15 protein-coding genes and 1 tRNA gene are annotated in these 16,778 nt (G+C 55.3%); 4 read left to right on the forward strand and 12 right to left on the reverse strand.

The window, feature by feature from the left end; translation table 11 throughout:
- Nucleotides 1-183: 183 nt before the first annotated feature.
- The 5 genes from ABLO27_RS01975 to ABLO27_RS01995 all read right to left on the reverse strand — a co-directional run bounded on the left by ABLO27_RS01975 (nt 184) and on the right by ABLO27_RS01995 (nt 5,107).
- A tRNA-Pro gene (locus tag ABLO27_RS01975) sits at nt 184-260 on the reverse strand.
- A gap of 83 nt (nt 261-343) precedes the next feature.
- Nucleotides 344-1,600 (reverse strand): O-antigen ligase family protein, encoded by a 1,257-nt coding sequence (locus ABLO27_RS01980; RefSeq protein ID WP_353031675.1) that lies wholly within the window; start codon nt 1,598-1,600, stop codon nt 344-346.
- 5 nt (nt 1,601-1,605) lie between these two features.
- Nucleotides 1,606-3,213 (reverse strand): undecaprenyl-phosphate glucose phosphotransferase, encoded by a 1,608-nt coding sequence (locus tag ABLO27_RS01985; protein WP_353030100.1) that lies wholly within the window; start codon nt 3,211-3,213, stop codon nt 1,606-1,608.
- Nucleotides 3,213-4,442: a glycosyltransferase gene (locus ABLO27_RS01990; protein WP_353030101.1), complete on the reverse strand. Its 1,230-nt coding sequence runs from the start codon at nt 4,440-4,442 to the stop codon at nt 3,213-3,215. Before ABLO27_RS01990 ends, ABLO27_RS01985 begins: the two co-directional genes overlap by 1 nt.
- A 107-nt stretch (nt 4,443-4,549) precedes the next feature.
- Nucleotides 4,550-5,107 (reverse strand): polysaccharide biosynthesis/export family protein, encoded by a 558-nt coding sequence (locus ABLO27_RS01995; protein WP_353030102.1) that lies wholly within the window; start codon nt 5,105-5,107, stop codon nt 4,550-4,552.
- Between the two features lie 197 nt (nt 5,108-5,304).
- Between ABLO27_RS01995 and ABLO27_RS02000 the strand changes: the two genes are divergently transcribed.
- On the forward strand, nt 5,305-7,731 hold the full coding sequence (locus tag ABLO27_RS02000) for an exopolysaccharide transport family protein (RefSeq protein ID WP_353030103.1): 2,427 nt from the start codon (nt 5,305-5,307) through the stop codon (nt 7,729-7,731).
- Nucleotides 7,732-7,776: 45 nt separating this feature from the next.
- Here ABLO27_RS02000 and ABLO27_RS02005 read toward each other — a convergent pair whose 3' ends face one another.
- The gene (locus ABLO27_RS02005; protein WP_353030104.1) at nt 7,777-9,021 is read right to left on the reverse strand and encodes a GNAT family N-acetyltransferase; all 1,245 of its coding nucleotides are present in this window, start codon (nt 9,019-9,021) and stop codon (nt 7,777-7,779) included.
- A 117-nt stretch (nt 9,022-9,138) separates the two neighbouring features.
- On the opposite strand from ABLO27_RS02005, the gene ABLO27_RS02010 reads away from it, so the two are divergent.
- Complete coding sequence (locus tag ABLO27_RS02010; protein WP_353030105.1) at nt 9,139-10,239, forward strand: polysaccharide deacetylase family protein; 1,101 nt, start codon at nt 9,139-9,141, stop codon at nt 10,237-10,239.
- Here ABLO27_RS02010 and ABLO27_RS02015 read toward each other — a convergent pair.
- Complete coding sequence (locus tag ABLO27_RS02015) at nt 10,199-10,414, reverse strand: DUF2842 domain-containing protein (protein ID WP_353030106.1); 216 nt, start codon at nt 10,412-10,414, stop codon at nt 10,199-10,201. The genes ABLO27_RS02010 and ABLO27_RS02015 overlap by 41 nt on opposite strands.
- A 196-nt stretch (nt 10,415-10,610) precedes the next feature.
- Between ABLO27_RS02015 and ABLO27_RS02020 the strand changes: the two genes are divergently transcribed.
- Nucleotides 10,611-11,711, forward strand: a complete 1,101-nt coding sequence (locus tag ABLO27_RS02020; protein ID WP_353030107.1) for a COX15/CtaA family protein — start codon at nt 10,611-10,613, stop codon at nt 11,709-11,711.
- 55 nt (nt 11,712-11,766) lie between these two features.
- Here ABLO27_RS02020 and ABLO27_RS02025 read toward each other — a convergent pair whose 3' ends face one another.
- The 3 genes from ABLO27_RS02025 to ABLO27_RS02035 all read right to left on the reverse strand — a co-directional run bounded on the left by ABLO27_RS02025 (nt 11,767) and on the right by ABLO27_RS02035 (nt 14,181).
- Nucleotides 11,767-13,047: an O-acetylhomoserine aminocarboxypropyltransferase gene (locus ABLO27_RS02025; protein WP_353030108.1), complete on the reverse strand. Its 1,281-nt coding sequence runs from the start codon at nt 13,045-13,047 to the stop codon at nt 11,767-11,769.
- 292 nt (nt 13,048-13,339) lie between these two features.
- A complete protein-coding gene (locus ABLO27_RS02030) occupies nt 13,340-13,525 on the reverse strand; it encodes a hypothetical protein (protein WP_353030109.1) in 186 nt (61 codons plus the stop codon).
- 119 nt (nt 13,526-13,644) lie between these two features.
- Nucleotides 13,645-14,181, reverse strand: a complete 537-nt coding sequence (locus ABLO27_RS02035) for a CoA-binding protein (RefSeq protein WP_353030110.1) — start codon at nt 14,179-14,181, stop codon at nt 13,645-13,647.
- A gap of 177 nt (nt 14,182-14,358) precedes the next feature.
- Here ABLO27_RS02035 and ABLO27_RS02040 point away from each other — a divergent pair, with 177 nt between their 5' ends.
- The gene (locus tag ABLO27_RS02040) at nt 14,359-15,231 is read left to right on the forward strand and encodes an AraC family transcriptional regulator (protein WP_353030111.1); all 873 of its coding nucleotides are present in this window, start codon (nt 14,359-14,361) and stop codon (nt 15,229-15,231) included.
- 41 nt (nt 15,232-15,272) lie between these two features.
- On the opposite strand, the gene ABLO27_RS02045 is transcribed toward ABLO27_RS02040, so the two are convergent.
- On the reverse strand, nt 15,273-15,737 hold the full coding sequence (locus ABLO27_RS02045) for a hypothetical protein (RefSeq protein ID WP_353030112.1): 465 nt from the start codon (nt 15,735-15,737) through the stop codon (nt 15,273-15,275).
- Nucleotides 15,738-15,790: 53 nt separating this feature from the next.
- On the reverse strand, nt 15,791-16,612 hold the full coding sequence (locus ABLO27_RS02050) for an enoyl-CoA hydratase (RefSeq protein ID WP_353030113.1): 822 nt from the start codon (nt 16,610-16,612) through the stop codon (nt 15,791-15,793).
- Nucleotides 16,613-16,778: the final 166 nt, after the last annotated feature.

The following is a 16,778-nucleotide window of genomic DNA, read 5'->3' on the forward strand; positions in this document are numbered from 1 at the left end:
TGGAGGGAGCAGAGATTGCAGCCCGCTTCGAACGTTCGCCCACCAAGTCTCAGCCCGATCGACAAAGTCATACCTGCCTGTGAGCAGTTACGGCCGCTCGATCCGACGCAGTTGCGCAGGAAGGTTTCGCGGTGATTTCCAGAGAAGTTAGTCGGAAGTGTTCGAGACCGACCATGATAGTCATGGTCGGGCAGGCCGGATTTGAACCGACGACCCCTTCACCCCCAGTGAAGTGCGCTACCAGGCTGCGCTACTGCCCGAACGGACCCTACCTAGCTTGTTCGCTTTCCAAGCGCAAGCGGCTTGTTGCGTTGAGGCTGATAGTTTGCCCAGGCTTTTCCGGTCAGAAAACGGATTGCCCGTTGACTGGCGAAGCTCGGCGCTTGCGCTCTATCTTGTCGGTGGCAATCAATCCCCAGGCAAGGCCATATAGCAGATACATGTGCCGCCAGTGATCGGTGTCGATGATAACTGACAGGATCAAATGCGCGATGAAGACCGCAAAGACACAATGTGTGAAAGCTGTCCATGGCCGGTGTTTGAAAAGCAGGGGAACCAGCGCGCAGATTGTCCAGACCACCAGAACCAGATAAACGGTGCCGCCCAGCCAGCCATAGGTCGTGAAACCCTTGAGATAGACGTTATGCTCGTCTTCCGGGAAGTACTTGTTGAACTCCAGCGGGCCGATGCCAAGCGGGTACTCCATGACCATCTGGAAACCGAGTGAATAGCGTGCAAAGCGTCCCAGCCGCGAACCGTCATAGTCCTGCACCAGTTTGGCGCGCTGAGCGAACATGTCGGAAACGGTGTCGATGGAAAGGGCAATGGCCAGCATCGCGACAACCGCAAGGAGGCCGCCGACGCCGAGCAGGACAAGCCGACCGCGCCTTCTTGCGTTTCGCTCCGTAATCAGTGCCAGAAAATAGACAATGAGAACCGAGGCGAACAGCACTCCCCAGGCCCCGCGAGAAAAGCTCAGGAAAACCCCGAGCAACAAAATTGCAAGCGGCACAAGAACATGCAGGTTTTTCAGAACCGAGTTCTTGAAGAAGACCTGTATCAACAACAAGGTAGGCAGGACCAGAAAGGGACCGAAGACGTTTGGATCCTGAAACGTCCCGCGTGCGCGTCCATACCGCATGAAGTATTCCGATGAAGGAATAAGATTGAAATAGGCTGCAACCCCGATTGCCGACACCAGAACGGCGCTGATCGTGTATCCGTTCTGAATGATCCGGAACCGGTTTGGATTATCGGCCAGGATAGCTGCGTAGAAGATAGCCGTCATGGCGAGAAAGCCAGTGACGGCGATGTACATGACGGCATCACCGAACTTCTGCGCCAACGGAATGGAAGCCAGCCCTCCGGCAACATAAAGGATCATGCAGATGATCAGGGGACCGAATTCCGGCCGGAGTTTCAGCCCGCATGCAAACCAGACAAGGGCGAGAAGCGCCATATAGAGTTCGTAAGGTGCAGGCTCCTCGATGACGAAGCCGGAGAGAAAGGCCGCAAGCCAAAGGGCGCCATCGCCCAGGCTTTTCACTGAGAGACCGTGTGGCCGGCGCGTAAAGGTAGCGCCGCCATATGGTTCACTCATGACGGTCAATAGGCGTTCTCCGTATTGAGCAGCCGGAAAGGGGTCAGGAACAGGATCTTGAGATCAAACAGGATCGACCAGTTCTCAATGTAGTAGACATCGCATTCGACACGGTTCTGAATTTTCTCCGGAGTGTCGACTTCACCGCGCCAGCCGTTGATCTGGGCCCAACCGGTAACCCCAGGCTTCACCTTGTGGCGGGCAAAATAACCGTCAACCACATCGTCCCAGGTCTTGTTGTCGGTATGAGCGTTTACAGCGTGTGGGCGCGGACCCACCAGTGACAGGCTTCCTGCAAGCACGTTGAACAGCTGAGGCAGTTCATCAATGGAGGTCTTGCGGATAAATTTTCCGACTTTCGTGACGCGCGGGTCTCCCTTGGTCACGACCTGTTTTGCGTCCGGATCAGCCATTTCCGTGTACATGGAACGGAACTTCAAAATCTCAATGACTTCATTGTTGAAGCCGTAGCGTTTCTGTCTGAACAGAACAGGGCCCTTGCTGTCGAGCTTGATGGCGATCGCTGCCGCGATCATGACCGGAAACAATCCAATGATGGCGAGTGATGCAAACACCAGATCGAAGATCCGTTTTGCAACCATGTCCCAATCCGCAATCGGCTTTTCAATGACATCGACGAAGGGAACCGTACCGATAAAGGAGGCCCCACGGTCGCGGAACCGAACCTTGTCCGTATGCGCCGAAAGGCGGATGTCTACCGGGAGGACCCAGAGTTTCTTGAGAAGTTCCAGAACCCGCTTTTCCGCCCGCAAAGGAATGCTGACGATCAGCATGTCGATACGCGCAAGCCGGGCGAACTCGACCAGGGCATTGATGTTGCCCAACTTGGGATATCCGGCGACAACTGGGGGAGAACGGTCGTTGGATCGATCATCGAAAATGCCGCAGATCCGAATGTCGTTGTCCGGTTGGGCTTCCAGGTCATGGATCAGCTCCGCAGCAGCCGTACCGCCGCCGACGATGATTGCGCGTCGCTCCAGGCTTCCGGACTTCATCCAGCGACGAACGAGCCCATAGACGACCAGGCGTACAGCGCAAAGTCCGGTCAATCCGAGCGCATACCACGGGCCAATCCAGCCATCGGACAATCCTGTTCCAATGTTCGTCGTCGACAAAAGAACAACGAAAATGGCGAAGACCATTGTCCAGCCAGCCGCAACCCGGCCAAGTTGAGACAATCCCCGCCGCATGACGGAGACCTGATAGACATCAGCGGCCTGAAGGAACGCGAGTGTAAAAAGGATTGCCGCGGCGGTGGTAAATATCTGGGTGAGCGAAATTCCGGCTGTTTCCGGGCCGGCAATCGCGGCAAAAAGTGCGGCACCTGCAATCACCAAAACGTCTGCCAAACGAACAAAGCCGGCCAGGACGGTCGCGGAAACACCCTTGCCGCCAAGATTGCGCGCTATTTCCAGAGCGCCTGCGGAAAGGCCGTTCTGTCCGGGAACGAGGGTTTCGACCACTGGTTGACCCGTCGCACTTTGAACCGTCTGCTTGAACTGTTTCTCCAGTTTCTGGCGAATACCGGAGTCGTCTTCAGCAAGCGGTTTCGGATCAAATTGCTCGTTTTGCTTGAAGGCAGGATTGCTCATTATCGGTTACTCGATCTGGCAAAAATGGATTGTGCCCGCGAGGCGGCAGAAGCTTTGCTCGCTGTTCCCGGAGCCGATGCCTCACTTGGTGCAAGGCCTCTCAGCTCCTGGTAGAGAGTGGTAATACGGTCGCCCATGAGCTCCACCGAAAAGGTTTCTGCCAGACAACCACGCAGTTCCTCGGCCTGCCGGTCCATCGTGGCGGGCGCTTCGAGTGCCGCTTCCATGGCAAGGGTCAGTTTGCCGATGTGTCCCGGCTCGACAAGGCGGTGAGCATACCGGCCAAAGATTTCCGGAATGCCTCCGACGCGGGTCGCGATGAGGGGGCGCTGAGCGGCCACCGTTTCCAGAATGATGTAAGGCATCGCTTCCGCCCGTGATGGAACCACCACGTTCTTGGCCAGTTTGAATGCCTCGCGTGCGGGAAGGGCGCCATGGAATGTTATGGCGTTTTCCATGTCGAGCTTCTTGACCATGTTGCGGTAGCGCTCTTCGTCCGGGCCCTCTCCAACGATATGGGCCGTCGGTGCAACACCGTTCTTCAGGCGTATGTTGTAAAGTGCCTCGATGAAGAGGTCCGGTCCCTTCAGGTCGCGCAGCATTCCAATATACAGGAAGTCTGCAGCGTCTTCGTTCGCCGAAACCGGAGTGAATTCCTCTGGCGTCAACCCGTTATAGACGATCCGGGTCACCGCCCTCGGATGTCCGATCTTGCTTTCATACGCAGCGGATTCGTAATCGGAGACGAAAATGAGACCGTCCGTCAGGCGCCCGAGAAACGCCTCCAGCTGGTGATAGATGCGGCCTTCTATCCTGTTCGGGTCGTAGTGAAGGCTCCCGCCATGAGGGCAATAGACCCGCGAAACCTTTTGTCCGGTCACGTTCAGGACCGTGCCTATCAGGCGCGCATACGCGCCGCCCTTCGCCCCATGCCCGTGAAGAATGTCAGGCTTCAGATCACGCATGTGACGATAAAGGGCAAAGGTCGCGGACAAATCCTTGAAGGTCAGCTGCCGCTGCATGGGAAAGCGTGCCACGCCAAGTGCGAGCTTCGGCTCGAGCTCGGCCACGAGCTCGTTGTCGAAAGCGCTGCCCGTGCTGCTGTCGCAGATTAGTCCAACATCGTGTCCCGCTTCCGCCTGGGTTGTCGCCAAGTCCCGGATATGACGGAATATCCCGCCGATAGGCGAGCGGACACAATGTACGATCCGCATGGGAGTCGTAGTCATGGTGCAGTTTCCCTGTTACTGCCCCCCGGTTTCTTTATTGAACCAGTGAAGCACTGAAACAGCACACTAACAAAGGGAGATGAGTCCGCAGTTAACTCAGCGGCGGTCTAAAAGTAGCGTTCCCGGACGTAAATCGTGTCTCCAGGTCGAATCGGGTCCGAAATGGGCACACGGCCGTTTAGAATTTCACCATTGATCTGACGGGTGATATCGACGTCGATTTGTTGGGCTCTGGAGCTGAAGCCGCCCGCGGTCGCGATGGCATTCTGCACGGTCATGCCTGCTACGTAGTTGTATTGGCCTGCATTTTGCACTTCACCCATGATGAAGATTGGACGGTAGGTGTCCACTTCCACCGAAACATCTGGATCGCGGATGTATCCCTGCTTCAGTTTGGTGGCAATCTCCGAAGCCAGACCTTGTTGGGTTTTGCCGCGTGCCGCAACACTGCCGATCAGAGGAAACGAAATATACCCTGCTTGATCAACTACATAGGTGTTAGAGAGATCGTCCTGACCAAAAACGATGATACGCAGTCTGTCGCTTGAATCCAAGCGATATGGCTGCGTTAGCGTTTCATGAAATGCTGTGGGCGGCTGTCTGTACCCGCTGCATGCAGCAAGGCCCAGGCATAGGCCCAGGACAACAAGCGCTCTCATTCGCATCAACGACTCTCCTACAATTCGGAGACAGCATCGCGTGTTATGGTTAATTGAGGGTGAAGAGCTCACAAGGTAGGAATTGGGGGGGCTGTCAAATCCGTGTATGCAATGATTAACGGACGCCGCGTCACGTTTGGAGGTAATTTAACCGATCGCTTACCCTAATTCGACATAGTTTGCCGGAACTGGAGTTTCGAACGATGAATGCTGAGCGGCAGACGCACACTGATGAGGACATGGCACTGGACCTTGGAGGTCTCTTGCGCGCAATCGGGCGGTCCCTTGGGTGGTTGCTACCACTCACGCTGATCGTGACTGTCGGCGTCTTTCTTGGGCTGCAATTTGTGGCGCCAAAGTACAGAGCCGAAGCGCGCGTCCTTATCGAAAGCACGGACAACAAGTTTCCGGGGGCGACGCGAGGTGCCGAGGGGGAGAGAGCGCTTCTCGATTCCGAAGGTGTTGCCAGCCAGGTGCAATTGCTGATGTCGGCGGATCTTGCGCGGCGGGTTGCAAATAAACTCAACCTGGCATCCATTCCCGAATTTGACGCCGAAGGTGGCGGCTCTTTGGTAGGCAGCCTTCTGTCCCTGATTGGATTGGGAGAGAGCACACCCGACAACAGTGCCGAAGAACGTGTCCTCAAGCACTTTTACAAGAATCTGGACATCTATCGACTGGAAGGGTCCCGCGTTATCGCGGTTGACTATACCGCCGAGCATCCGGTTCTGGCTGCTGAAGTGGCAAACACCATCGTAGATGAATATCTGGCTGTGCAATCGAGCGCCAAGCGGCAGACGACGGAACAGGCTTCCGCCGTTCTGGAGCCACAGATCCAGGAGCTGCGTAAGGAAGTGCAGGCTGCCCGCCAGGCCGTCGCGGATTTTCGGGCGCGTGCGGATCTGCTGATTGGCGCGGACAACATCCCGCTGAACCAACAGCAGTTGGCGGAAACCAGCAGCGACTATTCAGCTGCGCAGGCCGCAAAGGCTGAATCGCAGGCCAAGGCTGATCTGATCAGGGAACTGCTCCAGTCCGGAGGGTCGCTGGAAACAGCCAGTGACGTTTTGAACTCCACTCTCATACAAAGGCTTCGTGAGCGTCAGGTCGAGATCCAGTCGAATATAGCCGAACTCTCCATTACGTTGCTGCCGAGCCATCCTCAGCTGAAGGCGCTTCAGTCGCAGCTCGGTGACTATGACCGGCAGATCAGGACTGAGGCCCGCAAGATCCTTCAGGGACTGGAAAACGATGCGAAAGTTGCTAACCAACAGGCGCTCGCATTGGAAAAGCGCCTTGAAGATTTGAAGACCGCCGCAGCCAAGTCCAATGCCGATCAGGCACGACTGAGCGAGCTTGAAAGGGAAGCCAATGCCAAAGCAGCGCAGCTCGACCAACTGCTCCTGAGTTATCAGGAAGCCGACTCCAGACTTCGCGCACAGGTTCTACCGGCCGACGCCCGGATCATTTCACGCGCTTCTGTGCCGGCGGAACCCTTTTCACCCAAGATCATTTCCAGCACGATCATTGCAGCGCTGGTCACTTTTCTTTTGGGATGCGCTTTTGTGATTATGCGCGAATTCCTGAGCGGCAATGCGCTGACCCGGATCGAAGACAACCAGATGGACTACCCGCTCACCGGAGCCGGGACAGACCGAGCGACGGTTGAAGGTGGTCGCTCATATGCTTCTGCAGGGTTAGGACACCAGATCTCAGCCGGTTCGTTCGACCAGAAAGATACATTGGGTTGGGAGAGAGGCTATAATCCTCGGGTCACCAGCTACCGCATGGATGCCGATTTCGCGGAAGATGAGCCGGAAGCGCAGGACTTTATCGAAAGAGCAAGCTCAGTTGAAAATGAAGATGCGGTTGCTAATCCTGACGCGCGCGTTTCCGAGAGCCAGGATCAGGATAGTGACACGAAGCCCCGATACGATCAGGACTTTGCGCCGGACTGGGTCGGAGACTTGCGTGGCCCGGGAAGTGATCGTGAGCCGGAGTATGTTGCTGAAGAACCGCAAGTGGAAGAGGCTGCAGAAGAAAATTCGTATGCTGCAACTGCAACGACATACGCGCAGGATATTGAAGCCAGAGGCCGCATTGTCGTTTTGAGCGTCGATGATGAAGCCCTGTCTCATGATTTGACATTCGACCTGGCACGCAAGGCCGCCGAGGCCGGAAAATCAGCTCTGATCATGGAAGTCTTTCCTGAACAGTCAGACAGCAAGGCCGCGGAAGGGTTTTCCGACGTTGTTGCCGGACAGGCTCCATTTGCGAAAGTCGTCTACCGCGATGCTGGTTCCAAAGCGCACATTATTGAAGCAGGGCGCATTACCATCACCGACGATATGGCGGATGGGGAACGTTTCAAACATGCCCTGGATGCGATCAAGTCTACATATGACACTATCGTCGTGGACCTCGGTGCGATCGATGGAACGCTGGCAAGTGCTCGCATGCTAAGTTTTGCCGATCGGGTGTTGATCGCGGCAAGTGCACCAGATCACAGTCATGAACTGCAAAGCGCCGCAAATCTCCTTGCTCACAACACCGGAGCCAAAGTTGAAGTGGTCATCGCAGGTGACGACGGACCGGGCCCACGGCAAAGCGACGATGGACACGCCGCGTAAAGATCAATCTGAGATATGGTGTGACTTGAAACTCGGTTCGATCCGTCAGGTTGAACTGCCCAGTCCTGCCTTCCATTTCCGCAGTTTTCGAACCAGTGGCCAAAGGGTCTTGGAATTGCGGATGGCGGCTTTCACCTGTGTCCGCGCATTATCAACGCGCATCTTCAAACTGCCCTTCCAGGAATGAGCCAGGGAACAATCGACCAGGGGTACAGGCTCCGTCCATGCGGTCTTGTACCGTTCTTCTCCCAATCCGAGATCCAGTGTCTCGATTGTTGGCGAAGAACACGCATAGTCGATGATTTCCTTGATCAGGACCAGGCCAGGACTGTTGGGCAGCATTTCGTCATGAGCGACACTATTGCTGTAGGCGTATAGGGTCCGGCTCTGTTCAACACAAAGATAGGTGGATCGGATGACGCCTCCGGCCTCCAGATACCAGAGCTCCATCGGGCATGTTTTGCTGTCCGTGTTGTCGGGGTCAAGGCCAAGAAGGCGGGAAAGAAACTCGCGAGAAGGTGCATTGGAAAAGACGTTTGGGATTCCCGCGGCTTCGGATCGCCTTGCACGCTGATCCAGAAATGCCAACAGGCCTCGCTCGATTTCGGCGTTTGTCAGCGCTTTGGCGACCTTGTAGCCTTCTGCGGACTGCAGATGGCGTTGTTTGCGCAACAAGTTCTTGCGCGCGGATTTGTTATGGGTCCGCTTGAACAACTCGTCGAAATCGTCAGGCAGGACTTGGGTAAAAATCGGGCTGGGGCTGGATGTTGATTCCGTTAAGGCAAGAGGATGCCGGCGGCCATTCCAGGTTTCAGGAATGTTCGTCAAGCTGATAACATCTGCGCCGGATTTTCGGCAGATCTCCATCAGAAACGCGCGGATCTGATCTTGTGCCGCTTTTTCGTAGTATGATGGGTCCCAAAGGCCTGTGTTCTGATTGCCGTTTTGGTGTCCCAGAAAAGAGAGTGTTCGGATTCCCGAAAGGCGCTGCAGCCCTAAAGGCAGCAGGACCATTGGGGTGCAGTTGACCCGGCCGACGGCAACAAGCGCTTCCACTTGAAGGGAAGCGCCCAGAGTATCTTGCCAGGCCTTGAGCCAATCGAATGACTGATAGGGATTGCTGTTGCTTGCTCGCTCCAGTTGCTGCCAATCGTTGCCTGCTTCCTCCAGACTGGAGAAAACAGTGACGTCCAGAGCATCGGCGCCCATTTTGGCAGCAGCGGTATCCATCGGTCCCGTTACGGTCTGAGCCGTGGTGTGAACATCAGATAAACCATTTTCGATGATCATTGCGAAAAGACCCGGAGAGGCGCTGGCAGATCGGAACAAGTCTCGATAGATTTAGCAGCAATTATTAAAGAAACCGTGCGTTACTGGTACTTTCTTAAAGAGTAGGCGTTCAGCCATATGGGCATTCGGCAAAAGGCAGTCACACGTGCATTCAGCGTTCTGAAAGGAACGGGACTGGGCCGATTGATGGCGCCGATCACCCAGGGCTGCGGGGCCATTTTCATGATGCATCACGTTCGCCCTGCCAGAGCGGACGCGTTTCAGCCCAACCGACATCTTGAAATCACCCCCGAGTTTCTGCGCCTGGCGGTTGAGCGGATCAGGGCCAATGGCTATGAAATCATAGCCTTGGATGAAGCCGTTGATCTGCTCAAATCCGGCTATGGCCACCATCGATATGCCGTTCTCACATTTGACGACGGCTATAGAGATAACCTCGAAGTTGCCTATCCGATCCTGAAAGAGCTTGGAGCGCCATTCACCGTTTTCGTTTCTACGGGCCTGGTAGATCGTACGAGCGAGCTCTGGTGGCTGGCTCTGGAAAGGGTGATCGCGCAAAACGATGAAGTCATCTTCACAAGATCCGGTGCTTCCGATGGCATCAGCAGCAAGTCTGTAGCGGAAAAGATCGCCTGCTTCGAAAAGATTGTCGATTACCTGACATTGGAAGTTGGCGAGTTGGATCAGCGCAAGATAGTCCGAGCTCTTGCGGAAAAATATGGCATTGATCTCAAAGAGCTCGCGGATGAGCTCGTAATGAGCTGGGACGAACTGCGGCAGCTTGCGGCCGATCCGCTGGTGACGGTCGGTGCACATACTCATGATCACTACGCCATGGCGCGGCTGGATGCCTCAGCAGCACGGGTAGATGTTACCCATGGCTTGAAGCGTCTGGAAGAAGAGCTTGATCGCCGGCCCAAGCATTTCGCCTATCCTTATGGAAAGTCCCATGCTGTCAGCATGCGCGATGCTGAGATTTTGCGTGATATCGGGTTTGCTTCCTCGGTGACGACATTGCCGGGCGTGCTGCAGTCGGCCAACGCGCGGGATCCGATGATGCTTCCACGTGTGTCTCTGAACGGTCGCTTTCAGGACCCGGCCGTGGTCGATCAATATCTGACCGGAGCGCCGTTTGCCCTTTATCGAGTTGCCCGGTGGGCTGCATCCGGATTTGGCGTCAGGTCCGGTTTTTCCCGCCTCTTTCCATCCACCAAATGATGGCTCCAGCCGGGATTACCCAGATCAGTCCTGCAATCGCAAAGTAGATAAGCCGCACGATCGTAGAGGATTGCTGCAACGTCATGTCACCGATCACCATGGCGGTGAATGCGTAGACAACCACGAAGATCACCAATGCGATCATGCCGATAAATTTGCGGAAGGAAGGAACCATTTTCAGTTGATGTCCGTTGACTGTTTTTGAGCGACAGCAGAATTCGAAGTGGCCGGGCACATAAGCCCGTGGTTCGAAAGTCCTAATTCACTTTTTCCGAACCAGCCTCTTTTCACTGCTTGCCGTATTGTCCTTGCACCTATATCTCCCCAAGCCAAAGGTCAAATCCAAGAAGTGCGAATTCCGGTATCGGTCCATGACAGCATCCGCAGACATTGCAAAAGGAACGCAAAACCCAATTCTGCCGGCCAGGCTGGAGAGAATCAGGCGCAGCAGAACCCTGATCCGCTGGTGGCTCTATTTTGTGTGTGCCTTGATCCTGGCAATGGTTGTTGTTGGCGGGGCGACTCGACTGACGGAGTCCGGCCTTTCGATCACCGAATGGAAACCCATCCACGGCGTGATTCCCCCGCTGAACGAAGCGGAATGGGAGGAGGAGCTGGAAAAGTACCGGCAGATTCCCGAATACCAGCTCATCAACAAAGGCATGAGCCTTGATGAGTTCAAGTTCATCTTCTGGTGGGAGTGGGGACACAGGCTGCTTGGCCGGTTCATCGGGGTCGCGTTTTTCGTTCCCATGGTTGCCTTCTGGGCAGCAGGACGGATCGAACCCTGGCTCAAACCCAAATTGCTGATCGGTCTGGCGCTCGGTGGTCTGCAGGGCTTTGTCGGCTGGTGGATGGTTGCATCAGGACTGGTCGACAGGGTCGATGTCAGTCAGTACCGGCTTGCAACACACCTGACACTTGCGCTGATAATTTTTGCGTATCTGTTCTGGATAGCCCGCCGATTGACGCCCCTGACGGAGCCATTGCCAGCTGAGCAGGCCAAGTTGACAGGATTGAGCGTTCTGTTGCTGGTTCTTGTTTTTGTTCAGATTTTCCTGGGTGGCCTTGTTGCTGGTCTGAACGCCGGTCTCACATTCAATACCTGGCCACTGATGGATGGTCAGCTCATCCCTGGTGGTCTGCTTGTCATGGAACCAGCCTGGCTGAACTTCTTTGAGAACGTTCTGACCGTGCAGTTTCAGCATCGCATGACGGCCTACCTTCTGGTTGTTGTTGCGCTCATTCTCATGATGACCACGTTCAAGGTCAGTCAGCGCAAGGAGCTTCGTCGGGCAGGGGGCCATGTCGGGGCATTTGTGCTGCTTCAGGCAGTCTTTGGCGTATTGACGCTGATCTGGCATGTGCCGTTGTCCGTCGCGCTCGTGCATCAGGGATTTGCCGTGGTTGTTCTGGCAGCGTCTGTGGATCACCTCGCAGTGCTGAAAGGGGCTTATCCGATACGAGGATAGGCCACAAAAAAAGCCCGCCATTCGGCGGGCTTCTTACTATCTCTGGAAGCTGATCTTAACCGGCGAGCGCCTGGTCGAGATCTGCAATGATGTCTTCGACATCTTCAATGCCGACAGAAATCCGCACGACATCAGGGCCGGCTCCAGCTGCAGTTTTTTGCTCGTCTGAGAGCTGGCGGTGCGTGGTGGATGCCGGGTGAATGATCAGACTTCTCGTGTCGCCGATATTCGCCAGGTGCGAGAACAACTGCACCTTGGAAACAAGATCGACGCCGGCGTCATAACCGCCTTCGACACCGAAGGTGAAGACTGCGCCTGCACCCTTGGGCATATATTTCTGCTGAAGCGCGTGATGCTTGTCTTCCGGCAGAGCCGCGTAGGACACCCATTTGACCTTGTCGTGCCCAGAAAGGTGCAAGGCAACCTTCTTGGCATTGTCGGAGTGCCGTTGCATGCGTAGGGGCAGGGTTTCCGTCCCGGTCAGGATCATGAATGCGTTGAACGGCGAGATGGCCGGGCCGAGGTCGCGCAGCCCCAGAACACGGCAGGCAATCGCAAAGGCAAAGTTGCCGAAAGTCTCATGCAGCACGATGCCCTGGTATTCGGGACGAGGCTCGGAGAGGAGCGGGTAGTTGCCGCTTGCGGACCAGTCGAAGCTGCCACCATCCACGATGATGCCACCCATGGAATTGCCGTGACCGCCCATGAACTTGGTCAGTGAATGCAGGACGATATCGGCGCCATGTTCGATCGGACGGCACAGATACGGCGTTGCCATCGTGTTGTCGACGACGAGCGGAATGCCCTTTGCTTTTGCCAGCGCGGCGATGGCTTCGATGTCCATCACGATGCCACCTGGATTGGCGAGGCTTTCGATGAAGATCGCGCGGGTCTTGTCGTCTATTGCAGCTTCAAAGGAATTGATGTCGGAAGGGTCAGCCCACTTCACGCCCCAGCCAAAGCTCTTGAAGGAATGATTGAGCTGGTTGATCGAGCCGCCATAAAGCTTGTTTGCCGCAACGATGTTATCGCCGGGCTGCATCAGAGTATGGAAGCACAGGAGCTGGGCCGAGTGCCCGGAAGCAGTTGCCAGCGCAGCCGTACCGCCTTCAAGTGCGGCAACGCGCTCTTCAAGCACGGCGGTCGTCGGGTTGGTGATACGAGTGTAGATGTTGCCAAAGGCCTGAAGGCCAAAAAGGGAGGCGGCGTGATCGACATCGTCAAAGACGAACGATGTGGTTTGGTAAATCGGCGTTGCCCTCGCACCGGTTGAAGGGTCAGGTGACGCACCCGCATGAATGGCAAGGGTGGAAAAACCCGGAATATTTTCGCTCATAAAAGAACCTCCCGTTTGGAATGGCGGCCAGTTTGGCCGATGGGACTGAGGAGGTCAAAGCAGGATTTTCCTGATTTGGCAATGGGAGGAAAAATTTTTGATGTCAGGGGCTTAGGTCGAAGTCGTCGATTTCAGATCGGTGAAGATACCGGCAACAAGCCACATGCAGCAGCACGTTTTTGCAAGTGCCGCTGGCCCGATCCCGTCATGAACCGGTCAAGCGGGCATTCTGCGCCTTGCTAAAAGCACCGAAGGATTGGTCGTTCTTCGAGAAAGGCTTCGGAATGAAATCCTAGTGTTTTTCGGGTGACCGCTGCTTGGCGGTGACATCGTCCGGATACCAGTTTTCGTCCCGTTCCGAAAAAGGCGAACCTGGCTCCGCGCGATGAACCACCGCGAACAAAACAAGGCAAATCAACACAGCCATGGCCAACAACACCCACTCAAACGCGGTAAACAGGGTCGGGTCCTGGGTCATCTTACTCTCTGCACTACTCTCAACCGGACGGGTACAACGTCATTTAACACTCGGTTAACGAACTAGCAGGAGAGCATTGTGTGAAGCTGGTGTGAAGTAAAAAAATCTCTCAACACATTTCAGTCGCTGTTTGCGGGGTCTTTTGTCAGGCCGCGGTGTTGAAAACCACTCTTGAGGGCAGGGCGTTTGGAAGAAAGTGTCCTGGAATTGACCCCCGCCCAACCGATTTCACCCGATAACCGGCCGTACTCGATCTTGGGACAGCGATCCATGACCATCTTGATACCGGCATCTTCAGCGCGTTTTGCCGCCGCGTCGTGCCGGACGGTCAATTGCATCCAGATTACTTTGGGCAAATTGCCGCTCGCGATGACTTCATCGACAATTTTCCCGGCAGCATCCGAATTCCGGAAAATGTCGATCATGTCAGGTGTTCCCGGCAGATCGTCCAGCGAGGCATAGACCGTCTGTCCAAGAATTTCCTTGCCGGCCTGTCCGGGGTTGATCGGCCAGACTTCATAACCTTTGGAAAGAAGATATTTCAGTACGAAATAGGACGGGCGCACATTGTTGGCACTGGCACCGACCATGGCGACGGTTTTTACCTCGTCCAGAATGCCCTTGATGTAAGTATCGGAATAGGTGTCGTGATTCATGCTTTGAAAATCCTTGCCCTTGCCGCGCTATCCAAGGCGAAACGGGTTTCGGCTGCAAGTGCTTCCTTTGCCCAATTCGGTCACAAACGAAAAAGAGCACATACGGTCAGGCAATCGATGCGAGACTTTCCTAGACAGGAGCTGCCAGACGGATTTCTTCATGAAAGGAAACAGTGCATGAACAGGTTACGCCAGCGCTTCGCAAGGGTTCTCGAAAGGATCGAAATCACTTTGGAGGAGCCGTTGGACATGGCGGCGCTTGCTTCGTCGGCCTCCTGTTCAATGTTTCATTTTCAACGCCAGTTCTCCGCATTCGCGGGCTTGAGTGTTTCGGACTACAGCCGTTTGCTCCGGTTGAAGCGCGCCGGGCAGCAGCTCGCATTCCGCCAGAACCTTCCCATCACGGGAATTGCTTTCGATGCGGGCTACGAAAATCTGGAGAGTTTTTCCCGGGCCTTCAAGCGCACATTTGGTCAAAGCCCTTCGGAATTTCGCAAAGCTGCGGACTGGTCCCTCTGGCATCAAACCTATGATCCGCTCATCGAGCTGAAAGGAAGTTTCATGCCTGAACACAGAATTGCCCCCGACAGTGTTCAGATTGTCGAGTTTCCCAAAACCCTCATTGCTGTCCTGGAGCACAAGGGTCCTCAGGCCGGGCTGACGGCAAGTGCCCGGAAATTCATCGCCTGGCGTAAGGAGTTGGGGCTCTCACCCGCGAAAAGCGCCACCTTCAACATTCTTTATGATGATCCCAAAACGACGGCCCCGGAAGAGTTCCGCTTCGATTTTTGCTGTGAAGTTACTGCCCCGGTATCGCAGAACGCTGCAGGTGTGGTGACGAAAACCATTCCGGGTGGCCCCTGCGCCGTTTTGCGTCACCAGGGTTCCCTGGATTTTGCCGAAGGAAAAATCCGTTCGCTTTACAGGGACTGGCAGCCGGAGAGTGGCCGCGAGCTGCGCGACTTTCCTCTGTTCGTCAAGAGATTGACGTTTTATCCGGATGTTCCGGAGCATGAGGCCGAAGCTGAGATTTTCCTGCCATTGCGGTAGAACCTGCCGTCCTGGCCTGGACCGCGCCTGACAATATCGCGTTACTGGTCTCTTAGGTCCGCAAGGTCGAGGACTTTGAGACGGCTCTCATGCTCTTTCCTCAATTCCTTGCGGATCACCAGTTTTAACCCTGACCACACTGAATCAACGGCACATACCTTCACATCCACCAGACCCATTGGCAGGCAGATTTCCCGCACAACGTCTTCCGTGACCGTCGTCGGCACTTTGCTGGATTTCTTCGGCCATGAAACCCAGATCATTCCATCCGAAGCCAGAAGGCCGCGGAGCCGCTCCAACAGAATGGAAAGGTCTTCGCGTTCTTTGATGAATATGTGCGCAAAACCCAATCCGGCGGCCGGGGTGGGCTGAAGCAACTGACCCGGCTCTTGCAGGTCGAGCAAAGCAGCAATGTCCTCAGGCATTTCATGACGCCAGCAAGTCATGCCCGGTTTCAGCCCGAGTTTTGCCGACAATGGACGGCCGGAGTAGCCTGCTTGCGCCAATTCTCCCTCCAGGTCTTTGTTGTTGGACTTGATTGCTCAAGCGAGAGGCAAGGTCAGCTGTCGGTCCATTCCGGCTTGCGTTTTTGCAGGAAGGCCGAAATGCCTTCTTCCGCGTCTTTTGCCATCATGTTCTCGACCATTGTCTGGGCCGCGAAGTCGTAGGCCTCGGACAGAGGCATCTCAAGCTGGCGATAGAATGCCTCTTTGCCGATCTTGAGGGTTTTTGCAGACTTGGAGGCAATGCTCTCTGCATATTTCTGGACGACCTGTTCCAGGTAATCGCGCGGAACGATGCGGTTTATGAGACCGAATTCCTTTGCGGTCGATGCATCGATGCTTTCACCCGTCAAAAGCATCTCCATCGCCTGTTTCGGCGCAACGTTTCGGGAAAGGGCAACCATGGGAGTGGAGCAGAAAAGACCAATATTGACGCCAGGCGTACAGAAGGTTGCCGTGTCGGTGGCAATCGCGAGGTCACATGAGGCCACCAGCTGGCACCCGGCAGCCGTCGCAACACCTGTGACCACGGCGATAACGGGTTTCGGAAGTCGAACGATCTGCTGCATCAGATCGGAACAATGCCGCATGACCCGTTCATAGGTCGCCTTGCCTCCATCGGCTTCGGCACGGGCTGAAGTCAGTTCCTTCAGATCGTGGCCGGCACAGAAAACCTTGCCTTCGGCCCCCAGAAGGACAACCCGGATGTTCGGGTCTTCTGCAGCTCTTTCAAGTTGCTTAGAGAGCGCCGTCATCATCTCTGTCGAGAGGGCATTCATGCGGTCCGGGCGCTGCATCACGATCCGGTAGACACCTTCATGCAGGAGAGTGGCGAGCAGTGGTTTTTGAGCATCATCGTTGGCAGCGGTGTCGGACATGAACCATTTCCTGAATTGTCAGCTTTGGCGCTGTTATAGCTGATGAAGTGGGGGATGCGATAGACCGCAAGAAGTGCTCCTGAGTGCATCGCTCACAGATCGTTTATCTATCCATTTGCGCGCTTTGCTGGCGCAATTGAAGATTTCAGCTATCCTTTTTCGCTAT

It is taken from the genome of Roseibium sp. SCP15 (genome assembly GCF_040329435.1).
GTDB lineage: Bacteria > Pseudomonadota > Alphaproteobacteria > Rhizobiales > Stappiaceae > Roseibium.